Annotated in this window: 12 protein-coding genes; 3 read left to right on the top strand and 9 right to left on the bottom strand. The window is 44.9% G+C overall.

Annotation, left to right across the window (positions count from 1 at the left end):
• Positions 1-96 precede the first annotated feature (96 nt).
• Entirely contained in the window at positions 97-2,454 is a 2,358-nt protein-coding gene (locus tag AC58UX_RS03110; RefSeq protein WP_497249628.1) for a helix-turn-helix domain-containing protein, read from the bottom strand.
• Positions 2,455-2,634: 180 nt separating this feature from the next.
• Here AC58UX_RS03110 and AC58UX_RS03105 point away from each other — a divergent pair, with 180 nt between their 5' ends.
• From AC58UX_RS03105 to AC58UX_RS03095, 3 genes are read left to right on the top strand one after another with little or no spacing between them, the layout of a single operon-like run.
• Entirely contained in the window at positions 2,635-4,194 is a 1,560-nt protein-coding gene (locus AC58UX_RS03105; RefSeq protein ID WP_497249627.1) for a glycoside hydrolase family 26 protein, read from the top strand.
• An 8-nt stretch (positions 4,195-4,202) separates the two neighbouring features.
• On the top strand, positions 4,203-4,442 hold the full coding sequence (locus tag AC58UX_RS03100; RefSeq protein WP_497249626.1) for a hypothetical protein: 240 nt from the start codon (positions 4,203-4,205) through the stop codon (positions 4,440-4,442).
• A gap of 38 nt (positions 4,443-4,480) precedes the next feature.
• A complete protein-coding gene (locus AC58UX_RS03095; protein WP_497249625.1) occupies positions 4,481-6,775 on the top strand; it encodes a SpoIID/LytB domain-containing protein in 2,295 nt (764 codons plus the stop codon).
• 273 nt (positions 6,776-7,048) lie between these two features.
• Here AC58UX_RS03095 and AC58UX_RS03090 read toward each other — a convergent pair whose 3' ends face one another.
• From AC58UX_RS03090 to AC58UX_RS03055, 8 genes are all read right to left on the bottom strand, one after another.
• On the bottom strand, positions 7,049-8,146 hold the full coding sequence (locus AC58UX_RS03090) for a Ger(x)C family spore germination protein (RefSeq protein ID WP_497249624.1): 1,098 nt from the start codon (positions 8,144-8,146) through the stop codon (positions 7,049-7,051).
• On the bottom strand, positions 8,143-9,243 hold the full coding sequence (locus AC58UX_RS03085; RefSeq protein WP_497249623.1) for a GerAB/ArcD/ProY family transporter: 1,101 nt from the start codon (positions 9,241-9,243) through the stop codon (positions 8,143-8,145). The genes AC58UX_RS03090 and AC58UX_RS03085 overlap by 4 nt, the downstream gene beginning before the upstream one ends.
• The gene (locus tag AC58UX_RS03080; protein WP_497249622.1) at positions 9,243-10,679 is read right to left on the bottom strand and encodes a spore germination protein; all 1,437 of its coding nucleotides are present in this window, start codon (positions 10,677-10,679) and stop codon (positions 9,243-9,245) included. Before AC58UX_RS03080 ends, AC58UX_RS03085 begins: the two co-directional genes overlap by 1 nt.
• Before the next feature lie 124 nt (positions 10,680-10,803).
• On the bottom strand, positions 10,804-16,071 hold the full coding sequence (locus AC58UX_RS03075) for a polysaccharide lyase family 8 super-sandwich domain-containing protein (RefSeq protein ID WP_497249620.1): 5,268 nt from the start codon (positions 16,069-16,071) through the stop codon (positions 10,804-10,806).
• A 631-nt stretch (positions 16,072-16,702) separates the two neighbouring features.
• Entirely contained in the window at positions 16,703-17,677 is a 975-nt protein-coding gene (locus AC58UX_RS03070; protein WP_497249618.1) for an ROK family protein, read from the bottom strand.
• Positions 17,674-18,303, bottom strand: coding sequence for a D-sedoheptulose-7-phosphate isomerase (locus AC58UX_RS03065; protein WP_497249616.1), 630 nt, complete (start codon positions 18,301-18,303; stop codon positions 17,674-17,676). The genes AC58UX_RS03070 and AC58UX_RS03065 overlap by 4 nt, the downstream gene beginning before the upstream one ends.
• Positions 18,300-19,988 (bottom strand): ribulokinase, encoded by a 1,689-nt coding sequence (locus AC58UX_RS03060; protein WP_497250034.1) that lies wholly within the window; start codon positions 19,986-19,988, stop codon positions 18,300-18,302. The genes AC58UX_RS03065 and AC58UX_RS03060 overlap by 4 nt, the downstream gene beginning before the upstream one ends.
• A gap of 109 nt (positions 19,989-20,097) precedes the next feature.
• Positions 20,098-21,687 (bottom strand): extracellular solute-binding protein, encoded by a 1,590-nt coding sequence (locus AC58UX_RS03055; protein WP_497249614.1) that lies wholly within the window; start codon positions 21,685-21,687, stop codon positions 20,098-20,100.
• Positions 21,688-21,816: the final 129 nt, after the last annotated feature.

The raw sequence follows: 21,816 nt of genomic DNA, 5'->3' as shown, positions 1-21,816 counted from the left end.
CTAAGAAATACGGGACTTGTGAGAAATGATCAGTCCGTATTAGAAATCGGCAGTAGCTATTTATTAAAGAAACAAGCAGCCCCAAGAGGCTGCTCGTTATGTGTCTGAGCCGGTACTCTCCGGTAAGCTCGTCTCACGGTATTTGCCAGGCGTTACACCCTCTAACTTCTTGAAAGCTCGGATGAAAACGACATCATTATTGTACCCAATCTTCTGTGCGATCTGCACAATCGTCAGTTCTTTGTTCTCCATTAATTGCTTTGAGAGCTGAATCCGTTTTGTCGTAATGTAATCGAGTAAATTCTGCCCCTGATGTTTTTTGAAAAAGGTGGACAGGTACTGCGGTGTCATCTGGATACGCTCCGCAATTTGGGCAACACCAAGGCTCGAATCTCCTAGATTTTCATGCACAATACGCACAATTTCCTGCAGTCTAAGTTGACTGTGGTCGGAGCGCTCGAGATTAAACGAACGGGTCAGCGTCTCGAATAGCTCCTTTGTTTTCGTATACATGCCTTGCGCCGTTGGATAACTGAAAACCTCTTTGATCGGATCGAAGTCTACGCCAAGCACTTCTTCCTGATTCGTATTTGTCGAGTTCACAATTTTCAAGAGTGTACTCGTCACGTTAAAAAACAAACATTTGCCCAACTCTGGCGTGATATGACTGGCATCAAAATTCATCGAATATATTTTATCGAGTAATTTCTCGACATTTTCGGCATCGCCGCTCCGTACAAAATTAATTAACTGAATCTCAATTTCCAGTGGGTAATAATAATGCTGCTTCACATCGACAATATCCTGGAAATAAATAATCGTATGTTTCCCCTGAATCAATCGATATTCAAGCGCAGCCAGCGCTTCCGGGTAAGAGTCGCGAATGGCTTTGGGGCCCTCGTGGATCCCGCCAACCGCAATGGATAAGCCGATTTGGAATCGTTGCGATGTGATGGTAAAGAGCGATTCCGCAATTTCCCGAATATCCGCTTTCGCAATTTCCTCCGAATTCGCTGTTAGGTTAATGAGTAGTGCTATACGATCCCGGTCAAGCTCCAGTGAAAAACCTCGATGATTCACCGCGATAAGATCTGCGCCAATATTCGCTACGATAAATCTAGCATGCGCCCACTGCTGCTCATCATCTTCTCCCTGAACATGAAAATCTTCAATTTTCACGATCACGACTGCAAAACGGTCGCTAACAAATTTAAGATCCATAAACTGAAGTGAATCGCCATTAGCTGCCGAAATATCCACATCCATATGACCATTCAGCAGACGGGACAAGTAATTGGCTCGAATAAAAGGCGTTTGCTGCGCCAATGTGCTTCTCAGATGCTTCTCTTCATGGATAGAACCTTCAACAGTTAGCCTAATAAACTCATATTCATTCGATAAAGGGCGCTGTAGCAAATCTTTGCCAGACATAATTGCCTTCACCGTTTTTTGTAGAGGCTTGTACGTACGATAGACCCCGATACTGACCGCAATGAGACCGGAAACCAAGCATAAAATGAATAAACCGATTGACCAGCTCTTAATTTGATTGACCTGCTGCATGAAAACATCGTTCGGCATAATGGATACATATTTCCAACCTGCTTTTTGTGAGGAGGTCACGGACACCACTTGATCTACATTCGCCAATCGGTAATCAAATGGCTGCGTGCTCCCATGAATACGCGCTAGCAAGTCGGACGGAAACGGTGTCTCACTATTGCTCATAATCGTTTTTCCTGCATCATCAATGATGTAGACTAAGCTATGGTTGGCCGATTCCATCTGCGCAAACAATTGCTTCACCTGATCGACGTCAATCAATACGATAAAGCTGCCGAGATTTTGAGATTGCGAATGAATGGGTAGCGATTGTATATAGGTAACCACATCTTTGGTCATGGCATCTGATCCGTTGGAAACGGAAGTGAGCGGCAAGTACGACATATTATGTTCCTTGTCCAAAAGCTCAAGCCATCCATTGTAAGACATGTTCTTGTACGAGTAATAGAGGGAATAAAAGATCCGCGAGTTCGTCACCAGGTCCGATTTAACAATCGAATCACTGCTTGCAAAATATACGTAGTAATCTAAAATGAAGCTGCTGGTCATGCTGTGATATTTACTCATTTTGTCCCGCATGAATTGAATAAACTCGTATTTGTCCGCATCTGTCGAGTTCGCAGGAATTCTAAGCATATAATCCAGCTTTGGATCAAACACAACCTGGCGCATGAGCGTATCTACTTCCGATAATTTATTATCGAGGGACAACTTTAACTGCTCTAGCATCGCCACATTGGATCTAGTCGTGCTCCGCTCCATGCTTTCTTCCACTTTTGCATACAAAAAAAGACCCATAGCAAGCGGAATCAGTAGGATAAATAAATTGGAGGCGATGATCGTCGAAAGTGCACTTTTGCGACTATTGAAAAGACGTGAAATGAAAGGCATTTTCAAACCTAGCTCACCATCCAGTCCGACAACGAATTTACTAAAAATTGTAGCCTCTCTTTCTCAAAGTTGCAATACAACTTTTTCGTACGCGGGTTCTCCATTGACCGTCTCTCAGGTTTGGGCATACAATTAATGTACTGCCTTTCGTATTCATCCCTAGTGAGAGGAACCTGTCACATGCAAAAAAAGATCGTCTGGACATTCGGATCCCTTCTCGGTTTGGCGGGTTTCATCGCCATTACCCTATTATCCATAGATGCCAACATAGTAGAGTTTGAGCGAAAACAGGCTGAGCCTGCTGTTGATCTTTTACAACCTACGGTTTTGCCCACTCCTGCAACGCCGAAACAGCTGGATATTGCTACTTTTTGGAGCAATCAAGAGAAAAAAGCCGAGCAAGCGGGACAATCTGAAACGGCAGCTGCTTATCGGGATCGAATGGCTGTCTTCTCAGCGGGGCTTCCATCGACAACTTCTGTTAACGCTAGTTTGACTAGCCTTTCAACTCCTTCATCGAACATGGAGCTATATATTCGTACGCCCTTGACGGAGCAAGCTAAAACCCCATCTGCTTTAGCCAAACATGAGCCTGCATCAGGGGTTTATATTGGTATGCTCGGCGCAGATCGCAGGGTCGGCTACGATGTCACGAAGATCGAAGACGTATACGGCCGCAAACACGCGCTCTACTTGTCTTATGTCGGTTGGCGGAAAGTGCAGACCGACACCAACACGTATTTCCCCGCACGGACTGCGGAAAGAGTCAAGGATCTTGGCGGTGCGCTCCAGATCGGTTGGGAGCCGCGCTTCGGCTTAGACGACGTTCAGGACGATGAATATGTCCGTCGTTTTGCACGAGAAGCCAAAGCCTCTGGTATTCCTATCTTCCTGCGCTATGCATCGGAGATGAACGGTGAATGGGTGCCGTGGCACGGTGAACCTCAGAAATATATCGCGAAATTTCGGCTCGTTCACGACATCATGGCCGAAGAAGCGCCGAATGTCGCTATGGTGTGGTCCCCTAACTTTTGGCCGCCAGATACGATTGATACCTATTACCCAGGTGACGCTTACGTAGATTGGGTGGGTTTCTCCTTATACAGCACGCCTTACTCGTCTGGCAAAGAACAACTCAAAGGCACCGTAATCGATACGTTCGCCCCTCTGTACAGTCGCTATAGCCATAAGCCTATTATGATTTCAGAGGGGGCTGTCGCTCACACCTACTTGCCTACGAACCAAGCTTATTGGCGCTGGGCAGAAGACCAGTTGGGGTACATGTACGGCCTGCTGCCGCGCCTATTTCCCCAAGTAAAAGCGATTACCTACTTTAACTTCAGCCGCGCTCAGGCCGTTCGAACGAACGGAACCTATGTGTACGACATCGGCGAAAATCCGTTCATGGACGGCTATTATCAGCGATTGATTGCATCCGATTGGTTTCTAAGCAAGGTCGAGCCGGGTGTGAATCCCATACAATATCGCTATACACCGGTCTTAGGGTCATCTCTGCCAACAGGGAAGCAAACTGTTCTAGTCTATCCTAAGCTTGAAAATGAGCAGGGGAAACCCCCATTTGCGATTGCGATTTACCAAGGGAATCAGCTTCTTGGCGTCAGTTATGAGGCTCCATGGGAGATCGACATTCAAGTGAATAAGGAGACGGCGTCTGAGCCTTGGTATGCCATTGCTTATAATGACAAGATGGAAGTCATGGCCGTCAAGAGGCCCCTCTGAATAAAGCAATGAAAGATGCAGAAGTGCATCTTTTTTTTATCCAATTAGCTTTGACTGAAACCGTTACATCAGACCTATTTTTCAGTTTTTGTCGAATCATTTCTAGTATTTGGGACATATGGGCATGTGAAACAATCCCAGTTATACTAGGTTTTGAATTAAAATTTCAAAAAATTTCAAAAGTTTATCGTCATTATGAAATTTTATTTCAAAATTTAGAAACACAAAGGAGCCTACTAAAGAAATGAAACCTTTTGTTTTCCGCCCTCTTCTGTTGCTATTTTGCATGCTTTTAGCATTCGGGTCTGTAAGCGCTTTATCAGTTGCCCATGGTGAAACGATTGAGCTTTCCCCCTTGAAAGAAAAGATCGTATCCAAAAATATGAATACGCATACGCTTGAACTAGAATTCGCAGGTACTCTTCCTTTAGCTGAACATACCGACGTCTTTCAAAATGTGAATGGGCAATGGTTTACCAAAAGCTTAGGCGATGTTATGGTCGGAGCGAAAAATGCCGAAGTTTACAAAAATACGGCAGGTCAAGTTTCCCGAATTGTCCTTCAAGGCGAAACTCCGATGAACGTGATGCGTGTAGGGATACGTTTTGATATTTCCAACATTGCGGATATGACGCAGCTGAATCACGCCAAAGTTGATCTTAAATCGACGCAAGGATTTCAACTGATCGATCGAATTGCCAATCATACGATGGATATTCCAGCTGGAAGTTTACTTTCCGTTAGCCCTGATAACGGGAAAATGAAAGTAACTGTAAACGGCGCAGACTTATATGCGACCTCCAATCGACTCTATGCAACACCTGCCAGCCAAGCACAGAAATTAGAATTATCCTCTATTAAAAGAGCGCTAAGCACGCCGCCACAATACCGTGGGGTCATGGAACTATTCTTGAACCCTGACAAAGATAAGCTGCGCGTAGTGAATGAAGTAGGCATGGAAGAATACTTATACCAAGTCGTTCCTAGTGAAATGCCTGCCAGCTTTGGTATAGAAGCCTTGAAGGCGCAGGCAGTAGCAGCTAGAACTTATGCGTTGACTGATTATTTATCCAACCGATTCGCAGATCAAGGTTTTCATATTGATGATAGTACGCTCAGCCAAGTGTATAACAATTCAGCAGAGAATACATTGACTACGCAAGCCATCAACGCAACTGCAGGTCAAATCATGATGAGCGGTCAAGATTTAGTTGACGCCCGTTTCTACTCCACTTCAGGCGGTTTCGGCGCTTCTAAACATGAAGTTTGGTCTGACGCTGTTACGAATAAGTTCCCGGGAACTCCGCTTCCGTATTTAACTGCAGGCAGCTATACCTTCGACTTAGCTGACAGCAGTAAGCTATTCCAAATGAATACACAAGATGAAGAGGCTGTTAAATCTTTTTACAAAAACCTTGCATATAAAGGGTACGATTCCGACTCCTTGTATTTCCGTTGGAAAGTAAGTATGACCAATCTAGAACTTGAAAAAACGATCAATGCCAACTTAGGTTTGAGATATGCTGCTGATCCTAACTTCATCCTAACGCGTACAGCAGACGGCTCCTTCCAAAGCCTTGCGATCCCTGCTGAAGGCATTGGCACTTTCAAAAATATGTACGTTGCTAAACGTGGTGCAGGCGGCAATATTACTGAGCTTGTCGTTGAAGGAACCACTGGAACTTACAAGATCATCAAAGAATTTAATATCCGTTTTACCATTCGACCAAGTAAAGTTTATACAGGAGGAGCTGACATTTTAGCTTATCGGGCGAAAGGTGGCGCTACTGACTATGACGCCAGTGCAACACTGAAAAATCCAAGCATCCTCTACTCTGCTTTCTTTACGTTTGACATTACAAAAGATGCGAATGGTGCAGCGGCAGGTGTCACCTTCTTTGGAGGGGGCAACGGTCATGGCGTAGGGATGAGCCAATTCGGCGCCTCGATGCTTGGCGGTATGGGGTGGAGCTATGACAAGATTTTGAATGCGTATTACCCTAACATGCAATTCCATAATTACAACGATAGCAACATCGTCTTAACTCAAATTGCGGTAAATGGGCCAAGCAAGCTTAAAGTTGGTGAAGTTGTCAAACTGGAAGTGAGCGGTCAGTACACCAACGGATCTCGTGCTGACATTATGTCAGGCGTGACTTTTAATTCGAGTGCATCCGAGGTTGCTTCTATTGAAGCGAACGGTACCTTAACAGCGCATAAAGTGGGCAGTACCCTAATTACAGCCATTTACAACGGTAAATCTGCTCAGATCGAAGTCCAGGTCGTACCGGCTACTCCTGTAAGCATTCAAATTGTAGAACTGCCAGATAAGCTTAAAACAGGTGAGACTGCTCAGCTAAAAGCAATCGGAACTTATGCAGATGGCCGTACTTTTGACTTAACTGCATTTACGACGTTTACTTCAAGTGACGAAAAGTTAGCGATCATTACGGCTAACCATGAGTTACGCACGTTGGCTAAGGGGGATGTGACCGTCCGCGCTTCCTATGCAGGCATAACGAGTCCAGCTGTATCAATTAAAATACACGGGAATTTTAATGATAAGGATAAGGATAAATAATATCAGGTCAACCTGCCTGTTCAGACAAAAGATCGCCAACTACCTAACTAATAGGTGGTTTGGCGATCTTTTTGATTGCCCGGGCAATAATCAAAACATTCAAAACAACGGAACCCTAAATTTGTCCCCTTTTTCCGAATACAGAATAGCTTCTGTGTTATATAAATCGACTTGGACAAGCGGTGCTTGAATTTTCCCTAGCGTTAACTTATTGCTCTTTAAGGCATGGAGCAAAGATTGTTACCACGCAATGTCAAGCATAAATAAACACTCCTATTCCAGTATGCCGGTGTTTAGTATTTTAACCTTGACTTGCGGCTTGATAACGACTTTCGGATACTGCTCGCGCCAATTCATTCTTTTATACACCTCAGGATGATAGGCCGCCAACTCATGCCCCAGCTGAAAATAATCGCAATTGGCCCTCTGCAAGGTTGCAATGACTTGGGCTGCCTTCACTGTTAAATCTTCTCCAATGGACTTTTCCATGTCCTTAAGCATATCTTTCGTATGTTTTTTATATTCAATTCCGTCTTCGACCAATTTAACGTTAAGCAGTAATGAGACTTCAATAGATTGAAGCTCATCAGCTTTTTTATGGATATGGAATTTCTGTTTGGTAGTTTGAACGAGAACCGAATAAAACTGCCCAGCAAGCTCGGAGGTGATCAACTGTATTTTACCTGAAGCCCCACTCATCAGGATGGCCAACTGGGTATCTTTATTATTTAGGTTTACACCGGTATATTTGCCATCGCTAAACAAGGAAACTCCCGCAAGACGAGCCCCATCCTCATAAGGCTCGAAGCGGTTTAGCGCGAAGTCAGGTATGAAATCTTTTCCTCCGAGTATTAAATGGAGTAATTTATTGTTAGGTACTCTTCCTCTTAACTTCTCTTCTTCCAAAATGCCAATTAAAAATTCCGATACGGGTTGATTGTGAATCGATGACTTGGACAGCAGTTTGGAAATATCACCATCGTACATCACCAAATTGGCATATAACGGATTGGAAGTAAATTGACTAGTACTGTAAAGATAGCTCAGAGGCTGATCTTTGGCGAATCTGGTACTTATTAGATACAATCTCGTTTCCAATGTTGTAAGCACACCAGGCATTTCTTTATTCGTATTGCTTACTGTATCATATAGGCTGCTACCTGTGGAATGTAAATAAATGTTGGAAGGTTTACCCCCTCCCAGATTCGCTTCCCGAAGCGAGGAAATCACATAGCTCACACGCAGTTTCTTACTATCCCCCTCGTAATCGACCCCGATTGTATCGACAAAAAGCTGATTTTTCAGCTGGACTTCATCCCAGCATCCCGTTAACAGCAGGCAGAAGAGGAGTGAAGCCATCACTTTCTTCATACCCTGCTCCTTTCAGTCCCTCTAAGACCGGAGATCATAAGCAGCAGCACCGGGATAATGACGATCATAATAAGGGATGCTCGATCCTGTATGGAGGCAAATTCCAAAATGGTATCTTGTTTCCACAGAAAGAAGCAGCATATGAAACTAAGCGCTACAATCACCCAGACCCAAACATGTTGCTTGCCTAATCCTTGGCTGCGAAGATGCTGGAATGCTTTAGCCGCCATAAAGAAATACACATAAATCGTAGCCGATACAATGCATACATAGAAGACGAGGAATAAAATATCAATACTCTGCAGGACTTGTACGTGATAGTTTTTCAAAATAAATATGATTGGCTCCTGAACCACATTGAGCTGCTTCACACTGAACATCATGGAGCAGACCAGGCAGACGACAACATAGAACACCGTGGTACAGGCATTAGCCAACGTCATGGCAAGCAGCAATCTTCCTTTGCCTCTAGTTTGTACGTAAGGAAAGGCATACAGCAGCAGATCATAACCCACATACGCGCTAAAAGCGAGATAGACTCCTTTCATAATCGGATACCACCCACCTGACAAAAATGGCAATAAATTTTTCACTTCAATACCATAAATTCCACTGAATGCGACAAGAAGAAATCCAATGAGAGGAAACATCATAAAAGATTGCGACACGAAGGCAAGTTTCTTCAACGTTGACGTGGCTGCATAGCCGCAAACAATGAGCAGCATGAGAATAATTAGCCACCTTGGCGTGAGCAGCATTATCCATCGATTTAAAATTTCGGAGTAAGAAATTGTAATCAAAAAGCCTGACATGGCGTAATAGATGCCATACAAAGCATTGATGCAAGCTCCAAGCGGTTTACCAATAATGAGTGGTAAATACGCATAAAAATGCCTAGTCGGATATCGGCTGCCTAGCCACCAAATTAACGTAATGCATAATTGTGCGGCGACCCCGCTTAGCAAGACAGCCAACCAAGTATTATGGCCGGCAACTTCGGCTTCAACATGAGATAGCGTTAATACCTCGGTTCCGAGCTGCGCCATAATCACTAGCGTGAATAGCTGTCTGCCGGTGATGGATTCTTCCTTCCTCATCATTTCCAACTCCTTGGATGGCGTAATCTAATTCGATTACTCCGAGCCGTATCTTCTGGACGTTTGTGCCGACTCCAAATCGGTACCCGAAACAGCGTATCTTTCGCTTCGCTAAACGTGAATGGCGGTTTATAGTAGGGGAGCCCCATCGTATCCATGTGACACAGGTGAATACACATCATCATGAAGAAGAAGCAAAGGCCAAACAACCCAAAGATTGACGAAAGTAGGACTGCAGGATAGCCTAACAAGCGAACCGCGTTGCTCATTTCGTACGATGGCATGATAAACGAAGCTAATCCTGTTAACGAAGCTACGATAACCATCGTATTCGAAACCAAATTCGACTGAACCACCACCGTACCTATGACAATACCGCCAACGACGCCGATGGTATTTCCGACGGGACTTGCCAATCGCGTTGTTGCTTCCCTTAGAATCTCAAACAACATCATCATCGATAACGCCTCAATGACCGGCGGAAAGGTTACATATTTCAGCGAACTCTGCAGTGTATTAACAAAATTGATTGGAAGCAGCTGCGGATTAAAAGCGCTGACCGAAACATAGAGGGCGGGTAAGCCAATTGCGATAAAAAAACAGCATATACGTAATAAGCGGAAGATCGTACCGACAAGCCAGTTGTTTTGATAGTCCTCAGGACTTTGAAAAAAAGACCAGAATGTGACTGGTAAAATGATCGTGTCTGGCGTCCCCGCAGCTAAAACAACGATCTTCCCCTCCATCAAATACGAGCGTGTGCGGTCAGGACGTTCCGTAATAAGCAACTGCGGAAAAAAGCTAAATTTCTTATCCCGGATGAGTTCGTCGATGAATCCTGGCGACTCGATATAATCGATGTCGATGCTTTGCAGTCTTTTTTCTAGATCTGCAATCATTGTCGCATTCGCAATTGATTTGATGTACATGACCGCTACCTTGGTCTGTGAAAGCCGTCCAATCGTGTATGACTTTACGACGAAGTCCTTAGAATTGATCAACTTGCGCATCAAGTTGAGATTCGTTTCCAAATTTTCGATGAATGATTCGTTCGAACCCCGTAATACCCGCTCATTCGTCGGGAGGTTGATATTGCGCTCCTTCTTTAAATCCGCCGCGAGCAGGTAAAGTTTGCTCTCGCCGCCTCGCTGCAGCACGATTTTACCATACATAATCGCATGAACGGCTTCATCAAGTTGCTCCGTTTCCCCAATGTCAAGAATCGAGACAACTTCTCGGATCGCAGCATCTGGACGAAGAAGTAAAGGCTGTAAGATAAATTCTTGCACGATTGCGAAATCAATTAACGTATCGAAATAATACATACGATACACGATTTCTCCGATAACTAGCTGTTTTATATTAAAGTCGCTTTGATCAGCGAATATCTGCTGAAAATATTGGTCCGTCTCTGTTACTGATGGCGTTAGCTTCACATTCGTCCCTCCTGCCCACCCAATTTTTCTTACTATTACCAAAAATGTGGAATATTATGTGTGGTGGTAGGGCAGAAATATACGAATAAAAGACCTAGGCCTGAGGCTAGATCTTCGAGAACGGTTATTTCTTCATCAGGAAATTGTATAACGCTTCCGCAGTTTCCATCCGTAAAGCCGTCGCTGAAGGATTAAAGCTATCGTTCGAGTTTCCTGAAAGAATACCTAGTTCGATCGCCTTGTTCACATCATAGAATGCCCAGGTAGAAACTTCGCTTTGATCTGCATAGTCTTCAAGTTTGCGTTGGCTTGCCGTATAGCTGCCATGCACGTACTCATATGCTCTGACAAGTAAGCTAGCCATCTGTTCACGAGTCAATTCAGCATTCGGATCAAAGGAATGTTTCGTCACTCCCGAGATCAAACCTGCTTGACTTGCTGCCGCAACATCCTGTGCATACCAGGCATCTTGCTGAACATCTTCGAATGCCGTGGTCGTTGCTGTCGGCTTCTGTAACTGCAAAGAACGTACCAGTAACGCAGTAAACTGTGCTCTAGTGGTTTTGCCATTCGGGTTAAACTCACCCGGAGTCGTACCTTCAATGATATGCTTCGCAGACAACACCTGCACCGCTCGTGAGGCCCAATGCGTGTGCGGCATATCATCAAACTTTTTATGATATTCGAATACAGCGTAAATACCCGGTTGATCTGTGGTGAATGTCGCTTCTTTCGATGATAAATCAATCGTTCCGCCTACATATTCCCACTTCCCCCTCGTCTTATCATAGCTATATACGCCTAGAAGTTCAGGATCCTTACCTGCAGGATCAAACGGCAGCGTAATTTCGACTCTCGATTGCAGTGCATCTGCAGCCCACACTTCACCGTTCTCCGAACGTAAGCTTAGTGAAAACTCAATGGCTGGGCTTGCTAGATTGATACCTGCGAATGGATCTTTTGCGCCTGAATGCGTGATGGACGACTCCACAACAGGACGCGCTATGATTTCTAGTGAGGTTTGTTTAGCATCACCATCCACTTTTGCCTTAAGATCCTCGAGAATCTTAGGAGAAATTGTAATTTGAGCGTTTTCTAAGTGAATCTCCAACGGAAGACTCGGGATCTGCGCAGTTGGCACGGAGACCGTAGTCGTTCCATGTTCAACATCTAACGTAGCTTTACCGTCTTTCACGATGACAATTTCAGGATGAACGATTGGTTCAGGGTTTGTATGTTCTGGAGCCGTTGGACCTGGATCTGTCTGTCCTGGATCCGTTGGAAGTTCCAACGTGGTCACTGCTACGTCCAGCGAATCAGCACTCCAATTTCCAGCTGCATCTTTTGCTTTTACATGGAAGGTATACGATTGATTTGGAAACAAGCCCTCTATTTGCTTCTCATATACATGACCTGCAACGGAAACCGCTGGCTGGTCTCCCCATTGAATCTCGTACGCTGACACTCCTACGTTATCTCCCGCTGGTGTCCAATGCAGTGTCACCTTCGATGAAGTCACATCCGATGTTGTCAACTCAGCACCGTTCGCCCAAATCGGCGCCTCCGTATCAGGGACTGGAACCATCTGCATCGAAACTAACAAGGATTTCCCCATCGTATCTTGTACATTAACTTTCAATTTTAACTTTGGACTTACCTGCAAAATCTGAATGCGATCATCCTTGCTAATCATACTTTGCGCTGGTTTATCCAGTTCCAATTCAATAAAACCGTTATTCTCTAGCGTCGGGTCCGCAACGGCGATCTCATAAATGCCTGAGTATTGGTTCCCTTTCATCATGACAGACGCTTTGCTATTTGCGGTTAAGCCGTCTACGGTCGTCACTTTATCCTTCCAGAAATTGAAGCCTGTCATGCCCAGCTTATTCTCACGAACAGCTTGAACATCGGATGTGTTGGCCAAAACCGTGTAATCCGGAGACGATGCGTACACTGAGGTTTCGGTCTTGGTTGCATTAGGCAAGAGTGCATATTGATAGCTAGCGCTGCTAGGATTCGAGCCGTGATCAAACCACATCGTCAAATAATTATTTTTAATAAGCGTTGAAGGAACTGTTGAAGATACCGGATTGCTCAGGTTAATATCTGAAAATCTGCCCTCTTGTTCCGCACGCATCAGTTTAAGCGACTGAGTACCAGGAAAAACATAGCCAATATAGGCATCCGCCACATTGCCTTGCAAATGCACCCATTCCGGATGCTCCTGCACTTCCTCAGCGAAGAATCCACTCTTTTTCTCCCCATTCACATAAAGCTCATTCGTATTCTCATCTGTAAGCTTGCGCTGTTCTACGATGGTCTCTACGCTCTTATTATCTGTACTTGTAATATCAGAGCCTAGGGCCACAATCTCATTATCAAAAGTAAACCACGACTTATTCGCTTTCAGCTGTGTGCCGTTCTGGATTAAATTCATGCCAGTAACGCCATATTTGCCTAAAACCGCGCCACCAGCCCAGGAGTTCACAGGAGACGATTCCCCATCACCGTATTGGTACTGGTCGGATGCTCTAGGTCTCACAACGACCGTCGTTCCTGGTAATCGATACCAATTCAGGGTTGCCCAATAGTGATCCGTGTATTGCGCTAAATCATTATTATACAGATAAGTCATACCGTCACCGGTATACCAGCCTTTCGGATTTTCGCCATTCGTTAGCTCGTAGGTCCAAATTCGCTTCGAACTTTTACTGACTCCGAACAGATAATCATCGCCGACATGTACGCTGCGAGCCATCGCATTCATTTCAAAATGTGTCGGAAGCTCAGCCATAGGCTGGATAGCTGAGTCTTCAACCCATTCTTTTACCGTGTCTGCCAAATCCAATGGAAGTTGATAATACGTCGTCCCTCTAGCCAAAAGAAACTGGAAGTGGTATTTAATGAAGCCTTTTAAATAGGCCGCCCTCTCCACAGTAGCTGTTTGAGCAATACGGGACATGCCCACTAAAATATTTCTGGCCGAACCATAGGCATCTAAACCTTCCCTGACAATCGCGCGTCCACGTGTCATATCCAATACCTGACCTTTGTACATAACCGGTGCAAATCCTTCATTTATCCAGCGATACACATTCTCGACGCCAGGAACAACAGGCTGCCACGTACTCCCATTTAATAACAAGAGCAAATTTCCCATGCCATTAATCAGCACTTCGCCATAACTACCTGTATAAGCGATCGTACTATGCTGGATAAATGAACCATCCTCATAGAACCCATCACCCGAAGTCACATAATCAAAAAGAGGCGTCAGTCCGTCACGTGCTTGAATAAGACGATCATAGTTTTTTTCCACGAGACCCATTCTCGTTTCAATCAACATAATATCCGAACGATTCGCCCCCACCTGTGTAAACGTAGGTAAACTAACATCTCCAATATAGTGATCAATACTCGCTGTGTTTCTGGCAATCTGTGCAGGCGTCAAATCGTCATACATGAAAATGAGAATATCCGCCAATCGCGTTGGTATGCCAATATCCCAGTTCCACCAATTCCCAAATTCTGCCCCCGTGCTGGTGTATACATGATCTAACATCCAATCTAATGCCTGGACAATATCATCTTTTAAATCCTGTTTGTTATACAGTGGGGTTCCTTTCGTTGCGTATGCCTGGGCCATCGCTTTCAAGCGTGTGTAGTGCTCAATGACGTAGGAAGAATCCGTAGTGGAAGTCACTAAATCCGGCCATAGTTTCGTCGTGGCACCATTCAGTTGCAAGCTTTCCCAATACATTTGTGCTTTCGCTGCACCGTCATCGATTCTAGCTTTTACTTCTAGGTTTGAAACGTCCAAAGAATCTTTACCAGTTAACGTTTCCTTCCAGCGAATTCGGATCTTGTCATATTCTTGCGGATCACTAAGTACAGGCGCGGTAACTTCAATCGTCGCAGACGCTTGCTTTCCATTAGACGATCTTGCTGTAATGGTGGCCGTGCCAACTTTCAAGGCCGATAACTTTCCATTCGCATCAACACGCAAAACACTAGGATTATTGGATTCCCACGTTAGTTGCTTTTCCGTTGCGTTAGCTGGCTCAATGGCCGCTTCCAATTGAAAAGTGTTATAGTTCGTCATTTGTAACGGCGCATTCGTGAAACTTACACTGATAAGAGGTATAAATGGCATTACCGCTATCGAAGTCTGGCTTGTAATGGCTCCATTAAATTCGGATGTAGCTGTAATGGTGGCATTTCCTGCTGCATTTGCCGTGACAACTCCATTCGTATCTACCGTTGCGACATTTGTAGCAGATGATTTCCAGATCAGCTTTTTGTTCGTCGCGTTATCCGGTTGGTATACGACGGGGAGCGTTAGCGTCTTCCCTTCGACTATAGAAGAATGGCTCGGTAAAGATATGCTTTCTAAAATGATAGGCTTAACGACAGCTATCGGAATGGATTTGGTGAATGCATTCCCATAGGTGCTAACCGTCACGGTCGTATTTCCTTCCTTCAACGCTTGTATCAAGCCGTAGGTTACCGTTGCTACTGTTGGATCACCCACTTGCCAAACTAACCGTTGATCGGACGCATCCGTTGGCTGCGTACTTGCCGTTATGGTGGCACTCGTGGTTTCAGACAATTCGAGTGTTTCATGTGAGGTAGTGAGACCTGTCACTGGCACAAAATCAGAGAGCTTCAAATCGTCTACATGCCACTCCCCTTGCACGCCAGTCTTATAATATTGATACAGATAAATGTGTCTTACATTTAACCAAGCTGCTGGCAGAGAAGATTCACCTAAAAATTGGTTATTCGCAAAGTAAGTTACTTTTTTGGAAGCGTTGTCAACAAACAGTTTTAAACGATACCACGTATTGGCCTCATAATTAGCCAACACTTGATTATTTGCGTCTTTGATTTTACCCGTATTATCAAAAGAAATAACAGATACGTTCGTCGTTGCTGTTGCTGGAACTGGCGCGTTCAAGCTCCTGAATTGAATGTCCCTGCGATGCTGCGTACTATTCATGTAGACGGTAGCTTCAAACACGAGCTTTCCTGAAATTCCGGTATTGTCTGTTGCTGTTCCACCCAAATTGTTTCTGCCGGTATTCATGTTTGTTGCATTCGAAACCAACTTGAGACTATAGTCCGTTCGCGAAGGAGCTTTTTCCATCAAAAGATAATCGGTCCCCGTCGCCGTAGTATAAATTCCCCATGAGCCACCTACTGTGCTGCTGTACGTTGTCCCTGCATATAGCTTCGTGTCTTTTGGCGTAGCAGCTTCATCGTAATTCACACTGACGTGCACGGTTGCTGCCGCTTTTGCCGCTGGCAATTCACCAATACCTGGTATCCCCATAGAGAGGACGATCACACCCGCCATCACACTAGCTAATGATTTCTTTACCGCTCTTCTCATCATATTCCCCCAATACTTATGATCGTGTACGACCTTGTAAGATCAGATTATCTCAAGGAAGGAGATGCCGTATATCTTCATCTATTCGCACGTACTGATTTCTTTGCAATTCGTATCGACGTCTTTTGCATGATCGTATTTTTTTGATAAAAATAAAAAAAACCGCCTTTTGGAAGGCGGTTAACTAAGCAATGCGCTCATTTTTTCCCCGAAGTCAACGCGGATTGTACGTCTTGTTTTGCCTAGTGGGCTTATTTGATCGACATCTTCATAGCCAGACGCCGCAGGAGTTTACGGAGATGAGTTAGGCAGATTTTGTCACATACGATTCCAAATAAGGCTCTGCCATAACGTTATTTGCTCCACGCACATGTTCTACGAGAAAATAGCGTTGAAATAATGCTATTTCGATCAACACGAGTGAAATCCAGCCGTTTTGATCCAAATAACGCTATGCCATATCTACTCCAGTATCGGATATTTTCAGGACGATTTTGTTGTTGACTCGTTCTAGAACGAGATCGATAGTGACCCCGGACCGCATAGCTTCCACACTGTTTTAGTTTCCTTAGGTGTATATAGATAAGAAAGAACCCAACGGAATCCCATCAGGTTCTTACTTGTGTTTCACTCAACACTTATTCTCAAAGGTGTCCATAGCAACAGCTAACCCAGCATAATCACCAACTTGTTCACCTAATCCAGCTGGCACAATCTCACAAACAGCCAGGGACAACGACAGCGCTTCTTGTTTTAATGTGCTCATGACAATGGGTTCCAGCAGTTCCTGCTGCCTCCCATAAATACTGCCAATCACGATTCTTTCAGGATTGAGCACGTCGACTAACATCGCAAGTCCTTGACCCAACCGACGACCTACCAGGTGAAATACTTGCTGTGCTAAGGGATCCCCTTCTTGCGCAGCTTTTCCTACCTTTTCAGCAGATAGATCGGCCAACTCACTCATCGTCTTACAGAAGGATGGAGCCTGACCTTCTTGAATAGCTTTCATCGTCATCGTTTGCGCCAGCCTCGCGATACCTCCACCGCTGCAGAAGCCTTCAAATGAGCCCACTTTGCCATAGCCCAATGGCCCTTCCGCTTCTAGACGAACATGCCCCACTTCACCAGCCATGTCATTTGTTCCACTATACAGCTGCCCATTAAGAATAAGCCCTGCGCCCATACCCGTACCGAAGGTAAGAAAAATCATGTTTCGACAGCCTTTCCCTGCGCCTAAACGCCACTCTGCTAACGCACAAGCATTCGCATCATTTTGTAAGCCGACAGGGATACCGAAATGCTCACGTAAAGGCGTGATCACGTCAATATGATCCCAGCCAGGCAAATTCGGTGGCGAGAGAATGAGTCCCGCTTGGCTGTTTAATGGTCCTCCGCAGCTGATGCCGATCGCCGCAGGCTTCAGATCTGAATGCCTGGAGATTAAAGTCTCCAGTGCCGCTGTGATTTCATCCAAAGCCACTTTTGGATTAGAGGGCGTCATGAATTTTACCTTTTCCAAAATAACGACGCGATCTTGCTCCACAGCCCCCAAACTCACTGCACATTTGGTTCCACCAATATCAATCGCTGCCAGTATGGTCATGAGGGAAAGAACGCCTCCTCCAGCAAACGGCATAAGGCATGATAGATGGGCAGATGTCTCTCTTGGATATCCGGTGTTTTTTCCCAAGGCACACGAATCGTTACATCGCAAAGCGACTTCATTTTACCTCCACTAGAACCGGTGAACCCAATGGTTTTCAACCCTTGCACCTTGGCTACTTGCAAGGCTCGGAGTACATTCTGCGAGTTACCGGATGTACTAAAAGCCATTACTACATCGCCACGACGTCCATAGCCGTAGACTTGCTGAGCAAAAATCATGTCCGGATCAACATCATTGGCAAACGCGCTGATCAAAGCTGAGTGACTCATGAGTGAAATCGCCGGCAGTGCTCCTTGTAGCTTTTCCGCAATACCTTCTCCCGGGAATTCACGCTCAAATTGCTCGTTTTGCAAAGCAGACAGCGATCGTTTGGACATGAATCCCTTCATCAGTTCGCCAACAACATGATCACAATCTGCGGCACTTCCGCCATTTCCGCATAAAAGCAGCTTGCCACCTTGATGAAAGGATTTGGCTAGAAGCTCATATCCCCTTTCAATATCCGGCAAACAATCACTTAACTCTGGATAGCGCGTAGTCATCAGACGCAAAATCGCATTCATTCTACAGTCCCTCCTTGCTGAATCCGCTTTAAGGTCTTCATCACATTGCAGCCTCCCCGGCCGAATAGCTCATGCAGACGGTTATATTCGAGATATAGTTCATCGTAAATAAGACTATTTTCATCGATTGGCTTATAGCTTTCTTCACGTACGCGGGTCATCCGAGATGCCGCTTCCACAATACTCGCATAACCGCCACTTTCCTTACCTGCTGCAACTGCTCCAAAAACAGCAGCACCGAGTGCTGTAGTTTGCGTTGAATCGGCCACCTTGATCTCACGGCGGGTCACGTCAGCAAATATTTGCATGAGCAGCTGATTCCGCTGAGGCAGACCACCGCAAGCAATCAATTCACTTACCTTAACTCCTGCTTGCTCAAAGGTCTCAATGATTTTCCGCGTTCCAAATGCCGCGGCTTCCAGAAGACAACGGTAGATGTCTTCCGGCCTCGTCTGCAAGGTCATACCCACAATGAGGCCACTCAAATCCGCGTCGACGAGCACTGAGCGATTGCCGTTCCACCAATCCAATGCAAGTAAACCTGTCTGTCCAGGTTGCAACTCCCTTGCCAATCTCTCCAAATAAGCATGTACGCTGATGCCTTCGTTCGCAGCTTCATCCCTCACGTAGCCTGGTACACCTTGCTCTACAAACCAACCGAATAAATCGCCGACGGCCGGTTGTCCCGCTTCGTAGCCATACAACCCAGGAATAATCCCATCCTCTACAACTCCGCAAATGCCTTCCGCATGTATTTCTCTATCACTCAGCAGCATGTGACACAAGGATGTTCCCATGGCCATGACCATTTGACCGGCATGTACGACCCCAGCGCCAGCAACACCTGCATGTGCGTCAATAATACCAACAGCAACCGCTGTTCCAGGATAAAGCCCCATCATCGCTGCAGCTTCAGCGGTCAGTTCACCCGCTTTTGAACCAAGCAATGTAATGTCTCCCTGAAGTTTGGTTTCCACGAATGTTTCAAGCCTTGGATCTAGTGCGCGAAAGAAATCCCTTGACGGATAACCCTCTGTTTTATGCCAAAATGCCTTATAACCCGCACAACAGCTGCTTCGAATGGCATTCGATGTCATCTGCAGAACAACCCAATCCGCTGCTTCTATGAAACGATGTGTCTGTTCATAAATCGAAGGCGCTTCATTCAGCATCTGCCACGCCTTGGCCACCATCCATTCCGAGGATGTTTTGCCGCCATATCGACTTAAGAAGCCAGCCCCCATGCGCTCCGCCGTCTCATTAATGCGATTAGCTTCATCCTGTGCCGCATGGTGTTTCCACAGCTTGACATAAGCATGAGGCTCATCCCGAAGCTCCTCTTGATAACATAAGGGAACGCCGCGCTCATCAATCGGAAGAACTGTACACGCTGTAAAATCAATGCCGATTCCGATCACCTGCTTCGGATCAATACCCGAGCTGCCTAGTACGGCAGGCACTGATTTTCTTAATACCTCCATATAGTCGTCTGGGTGCTGAAGAGCCCAATTGGGTTCCAACAATCGATCGGAATTCGGCAACCGCTCATCCATCACGCCGTGAGGATAAGGGGTCACATGCGTTGCTATTTCTTCCCCATTTTCGATATCTACGAGAAGTACCCTGCCAGATTCCGTACCATAATCAACACCAATCGCATAGCGTTTGAACCCTACATTCGTCATCATAACGCGCCATCTCCTTAACTGTTTGTTCAATTTTGTAATATAGATACAACAAATTGCCGCCATCTCCCCTCAGGGGACATGGTTTATTCAGTTAAAAGTACAATTACTAACTTACTCTTGCGAGAGCCGTATTATAAATTTGTTCAATTTCCGTTGCGCCCTTTTCTTTACATTGTTGAATAAAATGATCCCAATCATTTAATGCCCCATCATTGATGATGAATCGATCCATATTCAACGTTAAATACGCATCTAATTGTGTGCGGAGCTGTTTAAGACGTTCACGTTCTTCTTTATTAAACGGCGGATCGTTGACTTCTCTGAAATTGATACCATTCGCAAGATCATTAATTGCCTTTTCAGACCATTTAATGAGTTCCGGTGCGGAAGAGGGTACAAGGGGATGGTCGTCTGAGTGAAGCGCTAAACCAAGGTATCCAGTTCCAAGTGCAGATTGCATCGACCGGAAAGGATCTTGTTTATCTTTAAACTTCGCTTGCGTTGCTTCAGAAATCTGATATTCGCCGCCAGGAAGTGTATAATCAACGTTTTCTACACCAAAGCTTGTCAGATTTGTCCCTTCGTCTCCATACATCCAGTCTATAAACTTGATAACTTCTTCAGGATTCTTCACTTTAGCGCTTATTGCGTACATTTCACCAAGATGATCAAGTTGATAAACGTTGTTGCGTTTAACCCCCTTTGGACTAGCCATAACAGGTAACAATTCAAATTTGGCATTGGGATCACTCGCTTGGAGTGCTTTATTAAAGTTCGCACCGAAACCATTATTATCTTGGTAAAAGAAAGATTTGCCCGTACTTAATTTTTCCACCCATGTTTGTGAGGTAGCTACGGAATAATCCGGATCCAGAAGCTTTTCTTTATAGAGCTTATGAAGATAGGTAATCGCCTCTTTAAATTCAGGTGAAAAAGGCCCGAATTTATATTGCTTTGTCGCTTGCTCATAGTACACCTTCGTACCAGTTATCGTGGTATATCCACTGCCAAAACCGAATGCAATGGGATTGATCAAATTTTCTGTTCCTGTTTTCCCATTCGCTGCGCGGCTAGTAAAAGGATAAGAGCTAGGATAAGCCTCCTTCAGCTTTTTGAGAACTTGATAGAGTTCCTCATAGGTCGTTGGTGTCTTCAGGTTAAGCTTTGTCAATAGATCTACACGGATCATCGGAAGCTGACCCGACTGCAAGCTCCATTTGGTTGCAAGCGGAAATCCATATATCTTGCCATCGACCTTCGTCTTATTGATTTCAGGCTTCTGTCTCATCAATTTTTGAAAATTCGGCATTTGATTCAGATACGGTGTGAGGTCTAGGAAAATATTCAAATCAGCGTAATTCGAAAGATCATTTTGATTAACCATGATTACGTCGGGGATAGAGTTTGTAGCAATTAGCGTCTTCTTCTTATCCTCATAATTACTTTGTGGAACACTTTGTAATTCAAGCTTCACATTTTTTCTTTTTAAAACTTCCTGAACAACGACTGAATTGACATCTAACGCTTGCGAAGAGTGCTCATATCTCATCCACGAAAGCGTTAAGCGTTTGGCAGGAACTGGTGATGTGCTTGTCGCATCTTTTGGCTTATCTGTGCTGCCACAACCCGCCAATAAACTCCCCAATAAGGTCAATGAACAGCAGACGGTTAACAGCCCTTTTTTGTGAATAACCACGTTGTTCCTCCTTACAATTCTGGATTTGTTACTGGCAATTTTATTTTATAGGCTAGCAGGCTCTCTATGAAAGAACCAAAATAGTGTTTAATGAACCGTTTCTCCACATTCAATGCGATGAATCAATAT

The sequence above is a fragment of the Paenibacillus sp. J22P90 genome (assembly GCF_059692195.1).
Note: the sequence above shows the minus strand (reverse complement) of the source record. Positions and strands in the feature narration are given on the sequence as shown.

Bases quoted from the DNA above. Each gene is read 5' to 3' on its own strand.
- AC58UX_RS03110 (WP_497249628.1), bottom strand. From the start codon at position 2,454: ATGCCTTTCATTTCACGTCTTTTCAATAGTCGCAAAAGTGCACTTTCG.
- AC58UX_RS03105 (WP_497249627.1), top strand. From the start codon at position 2,635: ATGCAAAAAAAGATCGTCTGGACATTCGGATCCCTTCTCGGTTTGGCG.
- AC58UX_RS03100 (WP_497249626.1), top strand. From the start codon at position 4,203: ATGAAAGATGCAGAAGTGCATCTTTTTTTTATCCAATTAGCTTTGACT.
- AC58UX_RS03095 (WP_497249625.1), top strand. From the start codon at position 4,481: ATGCTTTTAGCATTCGGGTCTGTAAGCGCTTTATCAGTTGCCCATGGT.
- AC58UX_RS03090 (WP_497249624.1), bottom strand. From the start codon at position 8,146: ATGAAGAAAGTGATGGCTTCACTCCTCTTCTGCCTGCTGTTAACGGGA.
- AC58UX_RS03085 (WP_497249623.1), bottom strand. From the start codon at position 9,243: ATGAGGAAGGAAGAATCCATCACCGGCAGACAGCTATTCACGCTAGTG.
- AC58UX_RS03075 (WP_497249620.1), bottom strand. From the start codon at position 16,071: ATGAGAAGAGCGGTAAAGAAATCATTAGCTAGTGTGATGGCGGGTGTG.
- AC58UX_RS03070 (WP_497249618.1), bottom strand. From the start codon at position 17,677: ATGACCATACTGGCAGCGATTGATATTGGTGGAACCAAATGTGCAGTG.
- AC58UX_RS03065 (WP_497249616.1), bottom strand. From the start codon at position 18,303: ATGAATGCGATTTTGCGTCTGATGACTACGCGCTATCCAGAGTTAAGT.
- AC58UX_RS03060 (WP_497250034.1), bottom strand. From the start codon at position 19,988: ATGACGAATGTAGGGTTCAAACGCTATGCGATTGGTGTTGATTATGGT.